We start from the raw sequence: 16,782 nt of genomic DNA on the forward strand, positions 1-16,782 counted from the left end.
AAGGGCGCAAGGTCGCTCAGATCCGGCAAGCGATGAAAAAGCCATGAAAAAGGGCCCCGATCCGCAGTGGATCGGGGCCTCTTTTTGATGTTCAGGCTACCGGATCAGATCCGGCCTGCATGACCCAGCTTATCAGCCGCCACCGAAGCCGGGGCGGGGGCCTACGCCCGGATCCCAGTCGAACGGCTGGGCAAAGCGTGCGCGGTCATCATTCTCGGCGGTCACCGCCTCTTCCTCGCCCGCGGCAATGCGCGCCTGCTGTGCGCGGCTGGCGCTGATATAGTCGCGCGGCATGTAATTGCCTTCATGGCAGGCATATTCGAAGAATTCATATTCCTCGTCACGCGACCACTCGATGCGGGTGGTCCAGGGCTGGGTATAGACCTCAGGGTCGGAATAGGTCAGCTCGTGCACGATGGCGTTGGGGCCGGTCATGGTCAGCCGCTCCACCGTCATCGCCTGCGTGCTCATGGGCACGGTGTTGAAGGCGGGAACATCCAGCGTGCCGGTGAACTGCGTGGCCATGTTGAGCGGGCTGGCAGAGCGCTTGGACACATCGTCGGTCGCCGCATCGCCGGAAACGATATTGGTCGTCTCGATCACCAGCGTCTTGCCTTCCCACCAGGCGCGTGAATTGCCCATCCAGGCTTCCACTGCATCGTCCCAGCCGGCGGCCTGCGCCTCTTCCTTGCTGTCATAGATCTTGATCACCCGCGTACCGAGCATTTCCAGCACGATGGTGATGTATCCCGGAGACTGGAACACGCGGATGCCGTTGTTGTAGCGGAACGGATACATGGAGGCGGGGAAGCCGCGCGACACGCAGCGGTCCCAGCTGTCAAAATCGTCCACCCAGTCATACGCCTGACCGGGCACCCAGCCGGAACGGCCTTCGCGGAACAGTTCCATGCCATGCGGCGTCAGGGCGGGCAGCTGGCCGTCTGCCGGGCTGACCAGCATGGAGGTGCGCTTGCCGAAATCGGCGCCTTCGAACCATTCGGCCAGGCCCTGCGTACCACCGGCACCGATGCCGTTTTCATTGGCCTGGGTGAAATTGCCGTCATTGCCGCGCGCTGCTGCCAGCCGCCGCTCGAATTCCTCATCCGTTACCCAGAAGCGGTTGCCATACTGGGCAGGGCGCTGGAACAGGATGCGGCCTTCGTTGAGCTTTTCAATCGGCCAGGTGCCAGTGAAATTATAGTCACCCCAGCTGGTCTTTTCCGGCGTGTAGTCGGTCGGCACCGGAGGCAGGACGGTGAGGTCCGCCGGGCGCGACTGGGCCATGGCGGCAGGTGCGGTAAATGCCACGGCCAGAGCGGCGGCGGCGATGGCGATACGTGAAGTAAGACCGTTGCGGGTCATGGTAAGGTTCCTCTCCCAAGGGTGTTTGCAGGGGAGTTTATGGGAGTTTTCTCCCGGAAGCCATACCTCTCGTTGACTTTGTTTGTAACAGTTTGTCACGTCCCCGGCGGCTGCCTGGCCGCGCGCTGGTCCTCCAGCAACACCTGCACCGCCTCCTCGCGCTGGCGAAACAGGTCGAGCTTGGCGTTGAGGCTTTCGAGCACACTGCGCTCATCGTGCGCCCGCTCCAGCTGGGATGCGGCCAGAACCTCTGCGCGGATGCGTTCATACAGCGGGTGGCCGGGGCGAATATCCGCGCCATAGCGATCCGCCCGGCGATTGCGCAGCAGGAACATCACCAGCGCCTCATTATGCCGCCGCTCGCTGCCCACCACCTTGCCCGCAGAGACCACCAGCCGCTCCTCCCCCTCGATTGCACGGGCCAGAGCGGTATCCTCCAGCCGCGCCACCCCCCGGTCCACCGCCGCATCCCACGCCGCATCAAACTCCTGCGCGCCGGGGCGCTTCCGCAGCTTGTACAGCGCCTCCATACTCGCGCCGATATGTTTGGCGGCAGAGGTGACAATGCCCGTGGCCGCCAGATGCGCAATAAAGGCCCGCTGCCGCTCCGCCGTGATCGAATTGCGGCGCGGAGCCGCATGCGGAACCGGCGCGAAATCCAGTAGCGGATCAGCGGGATCGAGTGCCTCACCGGAGCGGGTCGTCATATAGGACGTGCCCTGGCGGGCGATTTTGCGGGGGTTGCGTGTATTCATGCCATGAGCGCTGGCATAAGGGGACGGGTGTAGGAAAGCGTGGATATTTGTTGATCTAGTGATTGTAGTCATTTGAGTTAGATTTAAAGTTCAAGATAATTACTGTCTGTGTGGCATTGTAAGAATTGAGAATAGGCGGAGGCGAAATTGGACAAAGCCGAATTCGAAAAGGTGAAATCTGCGATAGACATGGCTATCGCTAGAATTCTCAATAAGGGTACAGACGATGTTTTTCGACCACCGATATTTTCACGCTCAATCGAGAGCAGCATTCTAGGAGAAAACGAAGACAGTTTCCGAAAAGAGGCTTATAATCAAACGCTTAAATTTCTTAAGTCCGCGAACCTTCAAGATGCTCGTATAGGTTCTGCTCGCCGCGGATTGGTCGCTAAAGACGAGAGTACCTTTAGAGAGGTGGCGTGGCTCGATCCTTTTGATGCAGTAAAGTATTTGGCTCTATCATTGCTTACTTTCGATAATATAGAGAGTAAAAGAATTAGCAAACAAGACAATGTGATACATTCACATAGAAAATCAGATCTTGCGGAGGAAATTTTTGACGCCAATTTTGGTTATGACAGTTTTAGAAGACGGTCTTCGGAACTTTCTTCTGAGCGAATTGGTAAATGGAAAATCATAACCGATATCGCAAATTTCTTCGATCGAATTGGCAATCACACCCTTGAAAACCATCTTCTCAATATTGGAATAGAGCCAAAATATGTCGCATTGATAAGGGAAGTGCTTCTGTTTTGGGCAGGTGATCGACGGAGCTTTGGTATTCCTGTTGGCTCGGATGCAAGTAGAATATTGTCCGAGGCAACACTTCTCCAGGTCGATCGAAAATTGAATGATTCGAACATTGTCTTTATTCGATACGTAGATGATTTTCGTATCTTTACAGAGACGCGCTTCGAGGCACTAAAGGCAGTCGAGTTATTGACAACTCTGCTGGCTGAAGAGGGTTTGTCGCTCAACAGTCGGAAGACGTCTATTTCGAAGATAGTTAATCCGGAAGAAGTGGCGGAGATTGCCAATCTTTTTCAGGGTGGTGAGCATGAGGCAATAGACCTCGAAAAAAAGATCGAAGTGCAGAGGCTGGCTCAGGTTAGCGGGAAAGGATCAATATCAAAATTTTATAAAGAACCAGGAAAAGATGCTCTAAAAAATATTAAGAAGATAGGAAAGGGGGCGATATTAAGTGAAATAAATATTTGTCAAGAACATGAGTTTGAGTCAAAGCTTAAGTTGGCAGTAAAATTTTTTGTTTACGTCGATCATGATGTTGAGATTCTTAAGTTATTACTGGATCGCAGGCTGACTGCCATCTTTTACATAGCTGACGCCCTTGTAAAGGAAGCTGCCAAATTTTCAGCAGAAGAGTGTGATGAAATCAGGCGCGTCCTATTTGATGAGATGGCTTGGGAGCATTGTGCCTACCCTCTTCAGGTGCCGGTTTTACGTCTTGCCGCGCATGATGCATTCAGAGAAACGCGCTATGTGCGCCAAATTGTGGACAATCACCTTCAATTGGACTGCATGCTCTTTTTTCGTGAAGTGGTGTCTCTGGGGTATCCTTGCCTAGACCGAGCGCGAATTCGTCGGCTTGCAATTCATGTTTTTGGTAATGTCCCTGAATTCGTGAGGCGCGCCATTTTTTTTGCGGTAAGAGAGCATCCCTCATTGTCAGATGATGAAAAGCGCCCCCTGCTTAAGAATATGAGGCAGCATGGCGATGACTGGTTCATTGAGTTAATGTGATTTTTGTATGATGTCAGTATTGTGCCACCGACCCCAATCCCGTCCCAAGTCGCGTTAATGCGAAACGGGAGTCCGCTCCTCCAACGTCAGATAGAGCAGGCCATTGTCGGTTAAGTCCCGCGCTCCAAACACCCCTCCCAAACCAACTTTGCGCGCGCGCAAAGCGTTGTCCGTCACAATAGGGCATTGAACACTCTCCATGGTCGCAAGCTGGGCTAACGCGCTTGTCGCGCAGGCCCTCCATGGATCGGGCCCCACGCTGGGTGGGGCGCAGATATGGAGACCCTTGATGAAACGCCCGCTCATTCTGCTCGGTCTGGCTGTTGCCGCTCCGCTGACGCTTGTCGGCTGCGCCAATCACATGACCTATGGCGTGGGGATGAGCTGGTACAGTCACCCTTACAGCGTGTGGTATGACGGGTTTTACGGACCGTTCTATGATGGCTACTGGGGGACGGACGGATATTTCTATTTCCGGCTCGACATGATCTCCAGCGCCTATCGCCGGGCCGATCCGGGCCATTTCTACCGCCAGCCTCCCGCGCGCAATATGGAGCGCTATCGCCATTATGAAGGCCGCTCATACGAGCCGCCGCGCGGAACGCGGATGCCCAATTACCCAGCGCGCGGTGACGGTAGCCGTGATCGGGACCGGCCGCGCGACCGGGACCGGGATTGACCGGAGGGGGGAATCACCCTAAAGGCCCGCTCGACCGAGACGGAGTTCGCTCCTCCTTGGTCAAACAGAGCTGAACATTGGCGGTTTTGTCCCATTTTTAATCGGGGGCCTTGCGGGGAGACTCGCCAAGGCTCCTTTTTCAATTGGGGTGGCCTGTCAAAGTAACCCGGTGCTCAAGTGCTCGGGTGGAGTGTTTTCGGCTCGTGCTTCACGGGATGTCGCCTTGCGGCGGCTCCCTTGTTTCGCTGGCTTCCCGCTTTCGCGGGAATGACGAAGCGGACGGAAGCGCGATCCAAGAACAATCCATTCGGGCCGGTAGTGCCTTCAGGCCAAACCGCCGATTTGCAGGGCCAGTCCTTGTGAGCCGTGTGGCCAGGCCGGAACCTCATCAATGTGAGAGCGGGTACCGCTTTCGCGCCCGGATGAGGTGACCTGCGATGATAATGTCGTCGTCGCAGCAAGCTAGGTGAAGAGAGAATATGCCGACGATCAACCAGCTGGTCCGCAAGGGCCGCGATCCCGTCAAGGCCAAGAGCAAAGTGCCTGCGATGGAAGAGAACCCCCAGAAGCGCGGTGTTTGCACCCGCGTTTACACCACCACGCCGAAGAAGCCGAACTCGGCTCTGCGCAAGGTGGCCAAGGTTCGTCTGACCAACCAGCGCGAAGTCATCGCCTACATCCCCGGTGAAGGCCACAACCTCCAGGAGCACTCCGTTGTGCTGATCCGTGGCGGCCGTGTGCGCGATCTTCCCGGTGTGCGTTACCATGTGCTGCGCGGCGTACTCGATACGCAGGGCGTGAAGGATCGCAAGCAGAGCCGTTCGAAGTACGGCGCGAAGCGTCCTAAGTAAGCTTTCGGGATAAGGAATTAAGATATGTCACGTCGTCGTCGTCCCGAAAAGCGGGTTATCCTGCCTGATCCCAAGTTTGGTGATGAGGTACTGTCCAAGTTCATGAACAACCTCATGCTGGACGGTAAGAAGTCCACTGCAGAGCGCATCGTTTATGGCGCGCTGGAAACGGTTGAGGCTCGCGCCAAGACCAATCCGGTGGAAACTTTCCATGAGGCCCTGAACAACATCAAGCCTTCGGTTGAAGTGCGCAGCCGCCGCGTTGGCGGTGCCACGTACCAGGTGCCTGTGGAAGTTCGCCCCGAGCGTGCCCAGGCGCTGGCCATTCGCTGGCTGATCGGTGCTGCCCGCGGCCGTGCGGAAACCACCATGGCTGCCCGTCTCTCGGCAGAGCTGATGGATGCTGCCAACAACCGCGGCAATGCCGTGAAGAAGCGCGAAGACACGCACCGCATGGCCGATGCCAACCGCGCGTTCAGCCACTATCGCTGGTAAGGACTGGCGCTGGTAGTGCTTCGCTGTTGAGGGCCGGGGGCGGCGTCCCCGGTCTTCAAGCGGTCACATTTATAACTATATGGGGCGCAGCCTGACCAGGGTTGCCCCTTACGAACCGAGGAATTTCACATGGCCCGCGACTATCCGCTGGAGCGCTATCGCAATATCGGCATCATGGCCCACATCGATGCCGGCAAGACCACGACTACCGAGCGTATCCTTTACTACACCGGCAAGTCCTACAAGATCGGCGAAGTGCACGATGGCGCTGCGACGATGGACTGGATGGAGCAGGAGCAGGAGCGCGGGATCACCATTACGTCTGCCGCGACGACCACTTTCTGGAAGGCGGAAGACGGCCAGGGCCCCGAGCACCGCATCAACATCATCGATACGCCCGGACACGTGGACTTCACCATCGAAGTCGAACGTTCGCTGCGCGTGCTCGATGGCGCGGTCGCCGTGTTTGACGGCGTTGCCGGCGTTGAGCCGCAGTCCGAAACCGTGTGGCGCCAGGCGGACAAGTACAAGGTTCCGCGGATGTGCTTCATCAACAAGCTGGATCGCACCGGCGCGGACTTCTATTACTGCGTGGACAGCATCGTGGAGCGCCTCGGCGCGAAGCCGCTGGTGCTCTATCTCCCGATCGGTGCGGAAGCTGATCTGCTCGGCGTTGTCGACCTGGTCAACAACCGCGGCATCGTGTGGGAAGACGAGAGCCTGGGCGCCACCTTCAACTATGTCGATATCCCGGCAGACATGGCCGAAAAGGCCGCCGAATATCGTGAGCGGATGATCGAGCTTGTCGTCGAACAGGATGACGAGATCATGGAAAGCTATCTGGAAGGCAACATCCCCGATGCGGCCACGCTGAAGCGCCTGATCCGCAAGGGTACGCTGGAGCAGGCTTTCGTGCCTGTTCTGTGTGGCTCTGCCTTCAAGAACAAGGGTGTTCAGCCGCTGCTCGACGCGGTGGTCGATTACATGCCCGCGCCGACCGACGTGGAAGCCATTCGCGGCGTGCTGCTCGACGGTGAAACCGAAGAAATGCGCCCGTCCAGGGATGACGCACCGTTCTCCGCACTGGCGTTCAAGATCATGAACGATCCGTTCGTCGGCTCGCTCACCTTCACCCGCATCTATTCGGGACGTCTGGCCAAGGGCACCGTGCTCAACTCGGTCAAGGACAAGAAGGAAAAGATCGGCCGCATGCTGCTGATGCATTCCAACAACCGCGAAGACATCGATGAGGCATTTGCCGGTGACATCGTCGCCATCGCTGGCCTGAAGGAAACCACCACCGGCGATACGCTGTGCGATCCTGCCAAGCCGATCATCCTCGAGCGGATGGAATTCCCCGAGCCGGTTATCGAGCTTTCGGTGGAGCCCAAGACCAAGGCCGACCAGGAAAAGATGGGCGTTGCCCTCAACCGCCTGGCTGCCGAGGATCCCTCGTTCCGCGTTTCGACCGATCATGAATCGGGCCAGACGATCATCAAGGGCATGGGCGAGCTTCACCTCGACATCCTGGTTGACCGCATGCGCCGCGAATTCAAGGTTGAGGCCAATGTCGGTGCACCGCAGGTGGCCTATCGTGAAAGCCTGGGTCGTTCCGTCGAAGTTACCTACACCCACAAGAAGCAGTCGGGTGGTTCGGGTCAGTTCGGTGAAGCCAAGGTCCGGGTCACCCCGGGTGAGCGCGGGCAGGGCATCGTCTTTGAAGATGTCATCAAGGGCGGCAATATTCCTCGCGAATATATCCCCTCGATCGAAAAGGGCATGCGCGAGCAGGCCGAAAGCGGCTATCTCGTTGGCTTCCCGATCATCGATTTCACCATCGAGCTGCTCGACGGCAAATACCATGACGTCGACTCCAGCACGGTGGCATTCGAAATCACCGGTCGCGGCGCCATGCGTGAAGCGGCTGAAAAGGCCGGCATCAAACTGCTTGAGCCGGTGATGAAGGTCGAAGTTGTGACGCCTGAAGAATATCTGGGTGACGTGATCGGCGATCTCAACTCCCGTCGTGGCCAGATTCAGGGCACCGACACGCGCGGCAACGCACAGGCGGTCGAGGCATTCGTGCCGCTGGCCAACATGTTCGGCTACGTGAATGAACTGCGTTCGTTCTCGCAGGGCCGCGCGCAGTACTCGATGCAGTTCTCCCATTATGACGAAGTGCCCGCGAATGTTGCGGCAGAGGTCAAGGAGAAGCTTGCGTAAGGCCGGCTCAACGTCTAGGGGCGGCGCCTGATTCAGCGGGTGCCCGCCTGATCTTTAAAAAATCAGATTCGAACTAAGAAGGTTATTGGAACAATGGCAAAGGCAAAATTCGAGCGGAACAAGCCGCACTGCAACATCGGCACCATCGGTCACGTCGATCACGGCAAGACCACGCTGACGGCCGCAATCACCAAGGTGATGGCTGAAATCCACGGCGGCGCTGCCGTCGACTTCGCCAACATCGACAAGGCTCCCGAAGAGCGCGAGCGCGGCATTACCATTTCGACCGCACACGTCGAATATGAAACCGCTGCACGTCACTATGCACACGTCGATTGCCCGGGCCACGCTGACTATGTGAAGAACATGATCACCGGTGCTGCCCAGATGGACGGCGCGATCCTGGTGGTGAACGCTGCCGACGGCCCCATGCCGCAGACCCGTGAGCACATCCTGCTCGCCCGTCAGGTCGGCGTGCCGGCTCTGGTCGTGTACATGAACAAGGTTGACCAGGTCGACGACGAGGAAATCCTCGAGCTGGTCGAACTGGAAATCCGCGAGCTGCTGTCCAGCTACGATTTCGACGGTGACAACATTCCGATCGTCAAGGGTTCCGCCCTGGCCGCTCTGGAAGGCCGTGACGATGAAATCGGCAAGAACTCCATCATCGCCCTGATGGACGCTGTTGACGAATTCATCCCGCAGCCCGACCGTCCGGTCGACAAGCCCTTCCTGATGCCGATCGAAGACGTGTTCTCGATCTCTGGTCGTGGTACGGTTGTGACCGGCCGCGTTGAGACCGGCATTGTGAATGTTGGCGACGAAGTTGAAATCGTCGGCATCAAGGACACTGCCAAGACCGTCGTGACCGGCGTGGAAATGTTCCGCAAGCTGCTCGATCGCGGTGAAGCTGGTGACAACATTGGCGCCCTGATCCGTGGCGTTGGCCGTGAAGAAGTTGAGCGTGGTCAGGTTCTGGCCAAGCCCGGCTCGGTCAACCCGCACACTGAATTCAGTGCCGAAGTCTACGTGCTGTCGAAGGATGAAGGTGGCCGTCACACGCCGTTCTTCGCCAACTACCGCCCGCAGTTCTACTTCCGCACCACCGACGTGACCGGCGAAGTGATCCTCCCCGAGGGCACCGAGATGGTCATGCCTGGTGACAACGTTACGATCTCGGTCAAGCTGATCGCACCGATCGCCATGGACGAAGGTCTGCGCTTCGCAATTCGCGAAGGCGGCCGTACCGTGGGTTCGGGGGTTGTCAGCAAGATCACTAAGTAATATAGGCTCGCCACCGACCGGATCTTTAAGGGATTCGGTCGGTGGAGATTTCTAGGGGGCCGCCCCTTCCCGAAGCTTCGAAAGAGGCGCGGTGAGGCGGGGCGGTCTCTTGTTTTTTGGGGGTTTCGGCTCCCTTTGGCTCTTTCGCATCGGTAATGGACATGGAAGCTCAGAATATCCGTATTCGCCTCAAGGCGTTTGATCACCGCGTGCTCGACCAGGCAACTGGTGAGATCGCGGACACTGCTCGCCGCACTGGCGCACTTATTCGGGGTCCCATTCCTCTGCCGACGCGTATCGAGAAGTTCACCGTGAACCGCGGCCCGCATATCGACAAGAAGTCGCGCGAGCAGTTCGAGGTGCGCACCTACAAGCGGTTGCTCGACATCGTGCAGCCCAACGCCCAGACGGTCGATGCTTTGATGAAGCTTGATCTCGCAGCTGGCGTGAACGTTGAAATTAAGCTCGCTTAATTTCGCCGCAGGTCTTCGGTCCGGACTGTAAACGGACCGCGAAATTCCAGGGGCCCTCAATGGCCCCGCATGATCGCAAGTTCATGCAAGACATTGGGATACCGCCGGATCTTTCCTTCGGGAAAACATGGTCCGGGTCTGCGTCCCCCGTCTCGCTCTCTCCCGCACAGGGGAGGGCACCTCAGCCCGGACGGGGCGATGCATCACATATTGGGCTGTGCAAGCCTGTCGGATGGTCCGGCAGGCCTCTGTTTAGGAGTTTGGATCATGCGCACTGGCGTGATCGCGAAGAAAGTCGGGATGACCCGCTTGTTCCAGGAAGATGGCCGGCATGTGCCTGTCACCGTTCTGGCGCTTGAGGATTGCCAGGTCACCGCTCACCGTACTGAAGACCGCGATGGATATTTCTCGGTTCAGGTTGGTGCAGGCGAGGCCAAGCAGAAGAACGTCAACAAGCCGCAGCGCGAAGCTTTCGCCAAGGCTGAAGTCGGTCTGAAGCAGCGTGTCGCCGAGTTCCGCGTAGACAATGAAGACGGCCTGCTTCCGGTAGGTTCCACCATCTCTGCCGAGCATTTCATTGCCGGCCAGAAGGTGGACATCACCGGTCACACGCAGGGCAAGGGTTTTGCCGGTGCCATGAAGCGCTGGGGCTTTAAGGGCCTGCGCGCTACCCATGGTGTTTCGATCAGTCACCGTTCGCACGGTTCGACCGGTCAGCGCCAGGATCCGGGCAAGGTCTTCAAGAACAAGAAGATGGCCGGCCACATGGGCGATCGTCAGCGCACCCAGCAGAATCTGGAAGTTGTGCGGACCGATGCCGAGCGTGGCCTGATCTTCGTGAAGGGCTCTGTGCCCGGTTCGAAGAACGGCTGGCTGATGGTTCGCGATTCCGTGAAGCTTGCGCTTCCCGAAGGCGTGCCGTTCCCCGGTGCGATCCTGGAAAAGAAGAGCACGCAGCCCGAGCATGACGTTGCAACTCCCGGCCTGGTCGAGGGTGCAGCTGAGCATGAAGTGCAGCCCGAAGTGACCCTGGAGCAGCAAGCAACGCTGCTTGAGGAACAGAATTCCGGTGTGGCTGCCGATGAGAACAACGCTGACGGCGCCGCCGACGGCGAGAGCAAGGAGTCCTGATCGTGAAGGTCAAGGTCCAGAAAATCGACGGCAAGGCGTCGGGCGACATCGAGCTTAGCGATGCCGTGTTCGGCCTCGAGCCGCGCGCGGATATCCTGCACCGGGTTGTTACCTGGCAGCTCGAGAACCGCCGTGCCACCGCCCGTCCCACGCGCGAACGTTCCGACGTTGCCCGTACCGGTGCCAAGTTCGGCAAGCAGAAGGGCGGCGGCCGTGCCCGTCATGGTGACCGCGCTGCTCCGATCTTCATCGGTGGTGGTAAGGCCCACGGTGCCCGCAAGCGTGACTTCGAGCAGTCGCTCAACAAGAAGATCCGCGCTCTCGGCCTGCGCATGGCTCTGTCGAGCAAGGCAAACAACGGCCTGGTGGTCGTTGACAGCCTGTCGCTCTCGGATGCCAAGACCAAGGCGCTGGCAGCAACGTTCGGCAAGAATGGCTGGAACGGCAAGGTGCTGGTGATCGATGGCGATACTGTCGAAGACGGCTTCCGCCTGGCCGCTGGCAACCTGCCGGGTGTCAATGTGATGCCGGCCGTGGGTGCCAATGTCTATGACATCCTCAATCACGATACGCTGGTCCTGACCAAGGCCGCTGTCGAAAAGCTGGAGGCGCGTTTCAATGGCTAAGAAGAGCGAAGTGGACGCGCGTCACTACGACGTGATCCTCGCCCCCCATATCACCGAGAAGGCAACCCTGCTTTCCGAACATAACGCCGTTGTGTTCAAGGTGGCCGGAGAAGCGACCAAGCCGCAGATCAAGGATGCGGTTGAGGCTCTCTTCGACGTGAAGGTCACGGGCGTGAACACCATTGTCCACAAAGGCAAGACGAAGCGCTGGAAGGGCAAGCCCTACAAGCGCAGCGACATGAAGAAGGCGATTGTCACGCTGGCCGAAGGCGAGTCGATTGACATCACCGAAGGTGTGAGCTGATCCGATGGCATTGAAAAACTATAACCCGACCAGCCCGGCACGCCGTGCCCTGATCCTGGTAGACAAGTCCGACCTGTACAAAGGCAAGCCGGTCAAGTCTCTCACCAAGGGTCTGACCAAGACCGGTGGCCGCAACAACAAGGGCCATGTGACCAGCCGCGGCATTGGCGGCGGGCACAAGCAGAAGTATCGATTTATCGACTTCAAGCGCCGCAAGTGGGACATGGAAGCAACCGTGGAACGGATCGAATATGATCCCAACCGCACTGCCTTCATCGCCCTGATCAAATATACCGACGGTGAGCTGTCCTATATCATCGCGCCGAACCGGATGGCCGTGGGTGACACGATCATCGCTGGCGAAAAGGTCGACACCAAGGTTGGCAATGCCATGCTGCTGGGCCAGATGCCCGTCGGCACGATTTGCCACAATGTCGAGATGAAGCCGGGCAAGGGCGGCCAGATCGCCCGTTCGGCGGGCACCTATGTGCAGCTGGTCGGTCGTGACCGCGGCATGGTTATGGTGCGCCTCAATTCGGGTGAGCAGCGCTACGTTCGTGGTGATTGCATGGGTACGGTTGGCGCGGTTTCGAACCCCGACAACCAGAACCAGAACCTGGGCAAGGCCGGCCGCAAGCGTTGGATGGGCGTAAAGCCGCTGACGCGTGGTGTCGCCAAGAACCCGGTTGATCACCCCCATGGTGGCGGCGAAGGCCGTACCTCGGGTGGCCGTCATCCAGTTACGCCGTGGGGCAAGCCGACCAAGGGCGCCCGTACCCGCAAGAACAAGCAGACGGACAAGATGATCATCCGTTCGCGTCACGCGAAAAAGAAGAGGTAAGCGAAGATGGCACGTTCCGTCTGGAAAGGTCCGTTCGTCGATCTTCACCTGCTGAAGAAGGCGCAGGACGCTCAGGAAGCAAGCAGCAACAAGCCGATCAAGACCTGGTCGCGCCGTTCAACCGTGCTTCCCGATTTCGTCGGCCTGACGTTCAACGTCTACAATGGCCACAAGTTTATTCCGGTGTCCGTTAGTGAGGACATGGTCGGTCACAAGCTCGGTGAATTTGCGCCCACGCGCACCTTCCCCGGCCACGCTGCCGACAAGAAGGGTAAGCGATAATGGGCAAGGCAAAATCACCCCGCCGCGTCGGCGATAACGAGGCGCTGGCTGTTGGCACCACCATTCGTGGTTCGGCCCAGAAGCTGAACCTGGTGGCTGCGTTGATCCGTGGCAAGAAGGCAGAAGATGCTCTGAACATCCTCTCCTTCTCCAAGCGCGGCATGGCAGTTGACGCCAAGAAGGTTCTCGCATCGGCCATCGCCAATGCGGAAAACAACCATAACCTGGATGTGGACGCGCTGGTCGTGGCCGAAGCCAGTGTTGGCAAGTCTGTCACCATGAAGCGTTTCGCGACGCGCGGCCGTGGCAAGTCCACCCGCATCCTCAAGCCGTTCAGCCGGCTGCGGATTGTCGTGCGCGAGCAAGAGGAGGCTTAAGATGGGTCATAAAAGCAATCCGATCGGCCTCCGCCTGCAGATCAACCGCACGTGGGACAGCCGCTGGTACGCCGAGGGCTCTGACTATCGTCAGCTGCTCAAGGAAGATATCGAGATCCGCAAGTACATCATGGCGAACCTGCCCCAGGCAGCGATTTCCAAGGTGGTGATCGAGCGTCCGGCCAAGCTGTGCCGCGTTTCGATCTATGCTGCACGTCCCGGTGTCATCATCGGCAAGAAGGGTGCGGACATCGAAAAGCTGCGCTCCAAGCTGGCCACGATGACGTCGAGCGAAGTGAAGCTGAACATCGTTGAAATCCGCAAGCCGGAAATCGATGCCAAGCTCGTTGCGCAGGGCATTGCCGATCAGCTGGTTCGCCGCGTGGCGTTCCGCCGGGCGATGAAGCGCGCGATGCAGTCTGCCATGCGTCTGGGTGCCGAAGGCATCAAGATCATGTGTGCGGGCCGTCTGGGCGGTGCTGAAATCGCCCGCGTGGAACAGTATCGCGAAGGCCGTGTGCCTTTGCACACACTGCGTGCCAACGTCGATTACGCCGAAGCCGAGGCGCTCACCGCCTATGGCATCATCGGCATCAAGGTCTGGGTCTTCAAGGGCGAAATCCTTGGCCACGATCCGATGGCACAGGACCGGCTGATGATGGAAGCACAGACTTCCGGCGTCCGTCCGGCTCGTTGAGGTTAGGGTAAAGCAATGCTGCAACCGAAGAAAACCAAGTATCGCAAGGCCTTCAAGGGCCGTATCCATGGCCTGGCCAAGGGCGGTACGGATCTGAATTTCGGCTCCTATGGTCTCAAGGCCATGGAACCCGAGCGTATCACTGCACGCCAGATTGAAGCTGCGCGCCGTGCCATCACGCGTCACATCAAGCGCCAGGGTCGCCTCTGGATTCGCATCTTCCCGGACGTTCCGGTGTCGAAGAAGCCTGCTGAAGTGCGTCAGGGCAAGGGCAAGGGCAGCATCGAATTCTGGGCCGCTCGCGTGAAGCCCGGCCGTATCCTGTTCGAGCTCGACGGCGTTCCCGGCCCGCTGGCCGCTGAAGCTTTCAGCCGTGCGGCGATGAAGCTGCCGATCAAGACGAAGGTCGTTGCCCGTCTGGGCGACACCTCGCACCTGGGAGCATAAGTCATGTCCAAGATCGAAGATCTTCGCACCAAGACCAACGACCAGCTCGCTGTTGCTCTGACCGAGCTCAAGCGTGAGCAGTTCAACCTGCGCTTCCAGAGCGCGACCAACCAGCTTGAGCGTCCTGCTCGGGTCCGGGAAGTTCGCCGCGGTATCGCGCAGATCAAGACGCTTCAGGTAGAGCGCGCCAACAGCGCCTCTGCCGAAGCCGCCAAGGCTTAAGGAGTTAACGATGCCGAAGCGTATCCTGACCGGGACCGTCACCTCCGACAAGACCGACAAGACCGTGACCGTGAAGGTCGAACGCCGCGTGAAGCACCCGCTGTACGGGAAGATCATCAAGCGTTCGAAGAAGTATCACGCGCACGATGAAGCCAATGAATTCAGCGAAGGCGATACCGTCCGCATCGAGGAGACCAAACCGATCTCCAAGACCAAGACGTGGAAGGTCCTCGACCGTGTGACTGCGAGCAAGGGGCAGGCTGTAGAGGCCGACCTGGAAGTCGAAGAAGCAAGCAACTGATTTTAGTCGTTAGGAACTCCCGGGCTGGCACCGCCAAGTCCCGGAAAGCCAATGAGAAGGAACCGGATCAATGATCCAGATGCAATCCAATCTCGACGTCGCGGACAACAGCGGCGCAAAGCGCGTCCAGTGCATCAAGGTGCTGGGCGGGTCCAAGCGTCGTACCGCGTCTGTCGGGGACGTGATCGTGGTTTCCATCAAGGAAGCCCAGCCACGCGCCCGTGTTAAGAAGGGTGACGTTCACCGTGCCGTGATCGTGCGCACCCGCAAGGACGTTCGTCGTCCCGACGGCAGCGTGATCCGTTTCGACAGCAATGCCGCTGTTCTCGTGAACAAGAGCGAGGAGCCGATCGGCACCCGTATCTTCGGCCCGGTGGTGCGTGAACTGCGCTCCAAGGGCTTCATGAAGATCATCTCGCTTGCTCCGGAGGTGCTGTAATGGCTGCCGCAAAGATCAAGAAGGGCGACAAGGTCGTCGTGTTGTCGGGCAAGGACAAGGGCCGTACCGGCACCGTGTCCAAGGTCATGCCGAAAGAAGGCAAGGTCCTGGTTGAGGGCGTGAATGTCGCTGCCCGTCACCGCAAGCCGACGCAGACAAACCCGCAGGGCGGCATTGAACGTGCTCCTGCTCCGATGGCGATTGGCAAGGTTGCCGTTGCCGATCCCAAGGATGGCAAGCCGACCCGCGTGCGCTTTGAAGAGCGTGACGGCAAGAAGGTCCGTGTAGCCGTCAAGTCCGGGGAGACGATCGATGGCTGAAGTCTACACACCGCGCATGAAGCAGCGCTACAATGATCAGATCACGAAGGCGATGACCGAGAAATTCGGTTACACCAACGCGAACCAGGTGCCCAAGCTGGAAAAGATCACGCTGAACATGGGTGTTGGCGAAGCGAGTCAGGACAAGAAGAAGGTCCAGATTGCTGCCGCAGAAATGGAATTGATTGCTGGCCAGAAGCCGGTGATCACCAAGGCGAAGAAGTCAATCGCGCAGTTCAAGCTGCGTGAAGGCATGCCGATCGGTTGCAAGGTAACCCTGCGCCGTGACCGCATGTTCGAGTTCCTCGACCGCCTGGTGACGATCGCAATGCCTCGCATTCGCGACTTCCGTGGGCTGAATCCGAACAGCTTCGACGGCAATGGCAACTATGCCATGGGCCTGAAGGAGCAGATCATCTTTCCGGAAATCAGCTACGACCAGATCGAAAAGGTGCGCGGGATGGATATCATCGTGACCACCACCGCCAAGACCGACGACGAAGCGCGCGAGCTGCTGCGTCTGTTCGGTTTCCCGTTCCCGGCTGAAGAAGCCGAAGAAGAAAAGGCTGCCGCGTAAGCGGCGCAGGAGAGCTTAAGTCCAATGGCGAAACTGAGTTCCATAAACAAGAACGAGAAGCGTAAGGCTCTCGTCCTCAAGTACGCGGCGAAGTACGCCCGTCTCAAGGCTGTTGCCGATGATGAATCGCTCGATGAGAGTGAGCGTCTGATGGCTCGCCTGAAGATGGCCGAGATCCCGCGGAATGGTAACCCCACACGTGTGCGCAACCGCTGCACCACCACCGGCCGCCCGCGCGGCTATTATCGCAAGTTCGGCCTGAACAGGATCGAACTGCGGAATCTGGCCAACAAGGGTCTGATTCCGGGCGTGACCAAGTCGAGCTGGTGAGGATC

23 protein-coding genes are annotated in these 16,782 nt (G+C 58.5%); 21 read left to right on the forward strand and 2 right to left on the reverse strand.

Annotated features, from left to right (window positions below):
- Positions 1-132: 132 nt before the first annotated feature.
- Both ABDZ98_RS08030 and ABDZ98_RS08035 read right to left on the reverse strand, forming a co-directional pair.
- A complete protein-coding gene (locus ABDZ98_RS08030; protein ID WP_160589782.1) occupies positions 133-1,362 on the reverse strand; it encodes a hypothetical protein in 1,230 nt (409 codons plus the stop codon).
- Positions 1,363-1,457: 95 nt separating this feature from the next.
- Positions 1,458-2,117: a hypothetical protein gene (locus ABDZ98_RS08035; RefSeq protein WP_237437364.1), complete on the reverse strand. Its 660-nt coding sequence runs from the start codon at positions 2,115-2,117 to the stop codon at positions 1,458-1,460.
- A 147-nt stretch (positions 2,118-2,264) separates the two neighbouring features.
- Here ABDZ98_RS08035 and ABDZ98_RS08040 point away from each other — a divergent pair, with 147 nt between their 5' ends.
- The 21 genes from ABDZ98_RS08040 to rpsN all read left to right on the forward strand — a co-directional run bounded on the left by ABDZ98_RS08040 (position 2,265) and on the right by rpsN (position 16,777).
- Positions 2,265-3,878: an RNA-directed DNA polymerase gene (locus ABDZ98_RS08040; RefSeq protein WP_160589781.1), complete on the forward strand. Its 1,614-nt coding sequence runs from the start codon at positions 2,265-2,267 to the stop codon at positions 3,876-3,878.
- A 289-nt stretch (positions 3,879-4,167) separates the two neighbouring features.
- Positions 4,168-4,557, forward strand: coding sequence for a hypothetical protein (locus tag ABDZ98_RS08045; RefSeq protein WP_160589780.1), 390 nt, complete (start codon positions 4,168-4,170; stop codon positions 4,555-4,557).
- Between the two features lie 479 nt (positions 4,558-5,036).
- Positions 5,037-5,408 (forward strand): 30S ribosomal protein S12, encoded by a 372-nt coding sequence (gene rpsL / locus ABDZ98_RS08050; RefSeq protein WP_160589779.1) that lies wholly within the window; start codon positions 5,037-5,039, stop codon positions 5,406-5,408.
- Between the two features lie 24 nt (positions 5,409-5,432).
- Positions 5,433-5,903, forward strand: a complete 471-nt coding sequence (gene rpsG, locus ABDZ98_RS08055) for a 30S ribosomal protein S7 (RefSeq protein ID WP_160589778.1) — start codon at positions 5,433-5,435, stop codon at positions 5,901-5,903.
- A gap of 129 nt (positions 5,904-6,032) precedes the next feature.
- Positions 6,033-8,126: an elongation factor G gene (fusA, locus tag ABDZ98_RS08060; protein WP_160589777.1), complete on the forward strand. Its 2,094-nt coding sequence runs from the start codon at positions 6,033-6,035 to the stop codon at positions 8,124-8,126.
- A 93-nt stretch (positions 8,127-8,219) separates the two neighbouring features.
- Entirely contained in the window at positions 8,220-9,410 is a 1,191-nt protein-coding gene (tuf, locus tag ABDZ98_RS08065; protein ID WP_160589776.1) for an elongation factor Tu, read from the forward strand.
- Between the two features lie 161 nt (positions 9,411-9,571).
- Positions 9,572-9,883 carry a 30S ribosomal protein S10 gene (gene rpsJ / locus ABDZ98_RS08070; protein ID WP_034905023.1) on the forward strand — a complete coding sequence of 104 codons (312 nt, stop codon included), beginning with the start codon at positions 9,572-9,574 and terminating at the stop codon, positions 9,881-9,883.
- Positions 9,884-10,150: 267 nt separating this feature from the next.
- Positions 10,151-11,014, forward strand: a complete 864-nt coding sequence (rplC, locus tag ABDZ98_RS08075) for a 50S ribosomal protein L3 (protein ID WP_160589775.1) — start codon at positions 10,151-10,153, stop codon at positions 11,012-11,014.
- Between the two features lie 2 nt (positions 11,015-11,016).
- Positions 11,017-11,640: a 50S ribosomal protein L4 gene (gene rplD / locus ABDZ98_RS08080; RefSeq protein WP_160589774.1), complete on the forward strand. Its 624-nt coding sequence runs from the start codon at positions 11,017-11,019 to the stop codon at positions 11,638-11,640.
- On the forward strand, positions 11,633-11,944 hold the full coding sequence (locus ABDZ98_RS08085) for a 50S ribosomal protein L23 (RefSeq protein WP_160589773.1): 312 nt from the start codon (positions 11,633-11,635) through the stop codon (positions 11,942-11,944). The genes rplD and ABDZ98_RS08085 overlap by 8 nt, the downstream gene beginning before the upstream one ends.
- 4 nt (positions 11,945-11,948) lie before the next feature.
- Complete coding sequence (rplB, locus tag ABDZ98_RS08090) at positions 11,949-12,785, forward strand: 50S ribosomal protein L2 (protein WP_160589772.1); 837 nt, start codon at positions 11,949-11,951, stop codon at positions 12,783-12,785.
- Positions 12,786-12,791: 6 nt separating this feature from the next.
- Positions 12,792-13,067, forward strand: a complete 276-nt coding sequence (rpsS, locus tag ABDZ98_RS08095; protein ID WP_160589771.1) for a 30S ribosomal protein S19 — start codon at positions 12,792-12,794, stop codon at positions 13,065-13,067.
- Positions 13,067-13,444, forward strand: coding sequence for a 50S ribosomal protein L22 (gene rplV / locus ABDZ98_RS08100; protein ID WP_160589770.1), 378 nt, complete (start codon positions 13,067-13,069; stop codon positions 13,442-13,444). The genes rpsS and rplV overlap by 1 nt, the downstream gene beginning before the upstream one ends.
- A 1-nt stretch (position 13,445) precedes the next feature.
- On the forward strand, positions 13,446-14,141 hold the full coding sequence (gene rpsC / locus ABDZ98_RS08105; protein WP_160589769.1) for a 30S ribosomal protein S3: 696 nt from the start codon (positions 13,446-13,448) through the stop codon (positions 14,139-14,141).
- A gap of 15 nt (positions 14,142-14,156) precedes the next feature.
- Positions 14,157-14,588: a 50S ribosomal protein L16 gene (gene rplP, locus ABDZ98_RS08110; RefSeq protein WP_160589768.1), complete on the forward strand. Its 432-nt coding sequence runs from the start codon at positions 14,157-14,159 to the stop codon at positions 14,586-14,588.
- 3 nt (positions 14,589-14,591) lie between these two features.
- The gene (gene rpmC / locus ABDZ98_RS08115; RefSeq protein WP_160589767.1) at positions 14,592-14,810 is read left to right on the forward strand and encodes a 50S ribosomal protein L29; all 219 of its coding nucleotides are present in this window, start codon (positions 14,592-14,594) and stop codon (positions 14,808-14,810) included.
- Positions 14,811-14,820: 10 nt separating this feature from the next.
- Positions 14,821-15,111, forward strand: a complete 291-nt coding sequence (gene rpsQ, locus ABDZ98_RS08120) for a 30S ribosomal protein S17 (protein WP_160589766.1) — start codon at positions 14,821-14,823, stop codon at positions 15,109-15,111.
- Positions 15,112-15,181: 70 nt separating this feature from the next.
- Complete coding sequence (rplN, locus tag ABDZ98_RS08125; RefSeq protein WP_160589765.1) at positions 15,182-15,550, forward strand: 50S ribosomal protein L14; 369 nt, start codon at positions 15,182-15,184, stop codon at positions 15,548-15,550.
- The gene (rplX, locus tag ABDZ98_RS08130) at positions 15,550-15,870 is read left to right on the forward strand and encodes a 50S ribosomal protein L24 (protein ID WP_160589764.1); all 321 of its coding nucleotides are present in this window, start codon (positions 15,550-15,552) and stop codon (positions 15,868-15,870) included. Before rplN ends, rplX begins: the two co-directional genes overlap by 1 nt.
- Entirely contained in the window at positions 15,863-16,447 is a 585-nt protein-coding gene (gene rplE, locus ABDZ98_RS08135; protein ID WP_160589763.1) for a 50S ribosomal protein L5, read from the forward strand. The genes rplX and rplE overlap by 8 nt, the downstream gene beginning before the upstream one ends.
- Before the next feature lie 24 nt (positions 16,448-16,471).
- Positions 16,472-16,777 carry a 30S ribosomal protein S14 gene (gene rpsN / locus ABDZ98_RS08140; protein ID WP_160589762.1) on the forward strand — a complete coding sequence of 102 codons (306 nt, stop codon included), beginning with the start codon at positions 16,472-16,474 and terminating at the stop codon, positions 16,775-16,777.
- The last annotated feature ends 5 nt before the right edge of the window (positions 16,778-16,782 follow it).

The sequence above is a fragment of the Alteraurantiacibacter aestuarii genome, assembly GCF_039523595.1.
GTDB classification, from domain to species: Bacteria; Pseudomonadota; Alphaproteobacteria; order Sphingomonadales; family Sphingomonadaceae; genus Alteraurantiacibacter; species Alteraurantiacibacter aestuarii.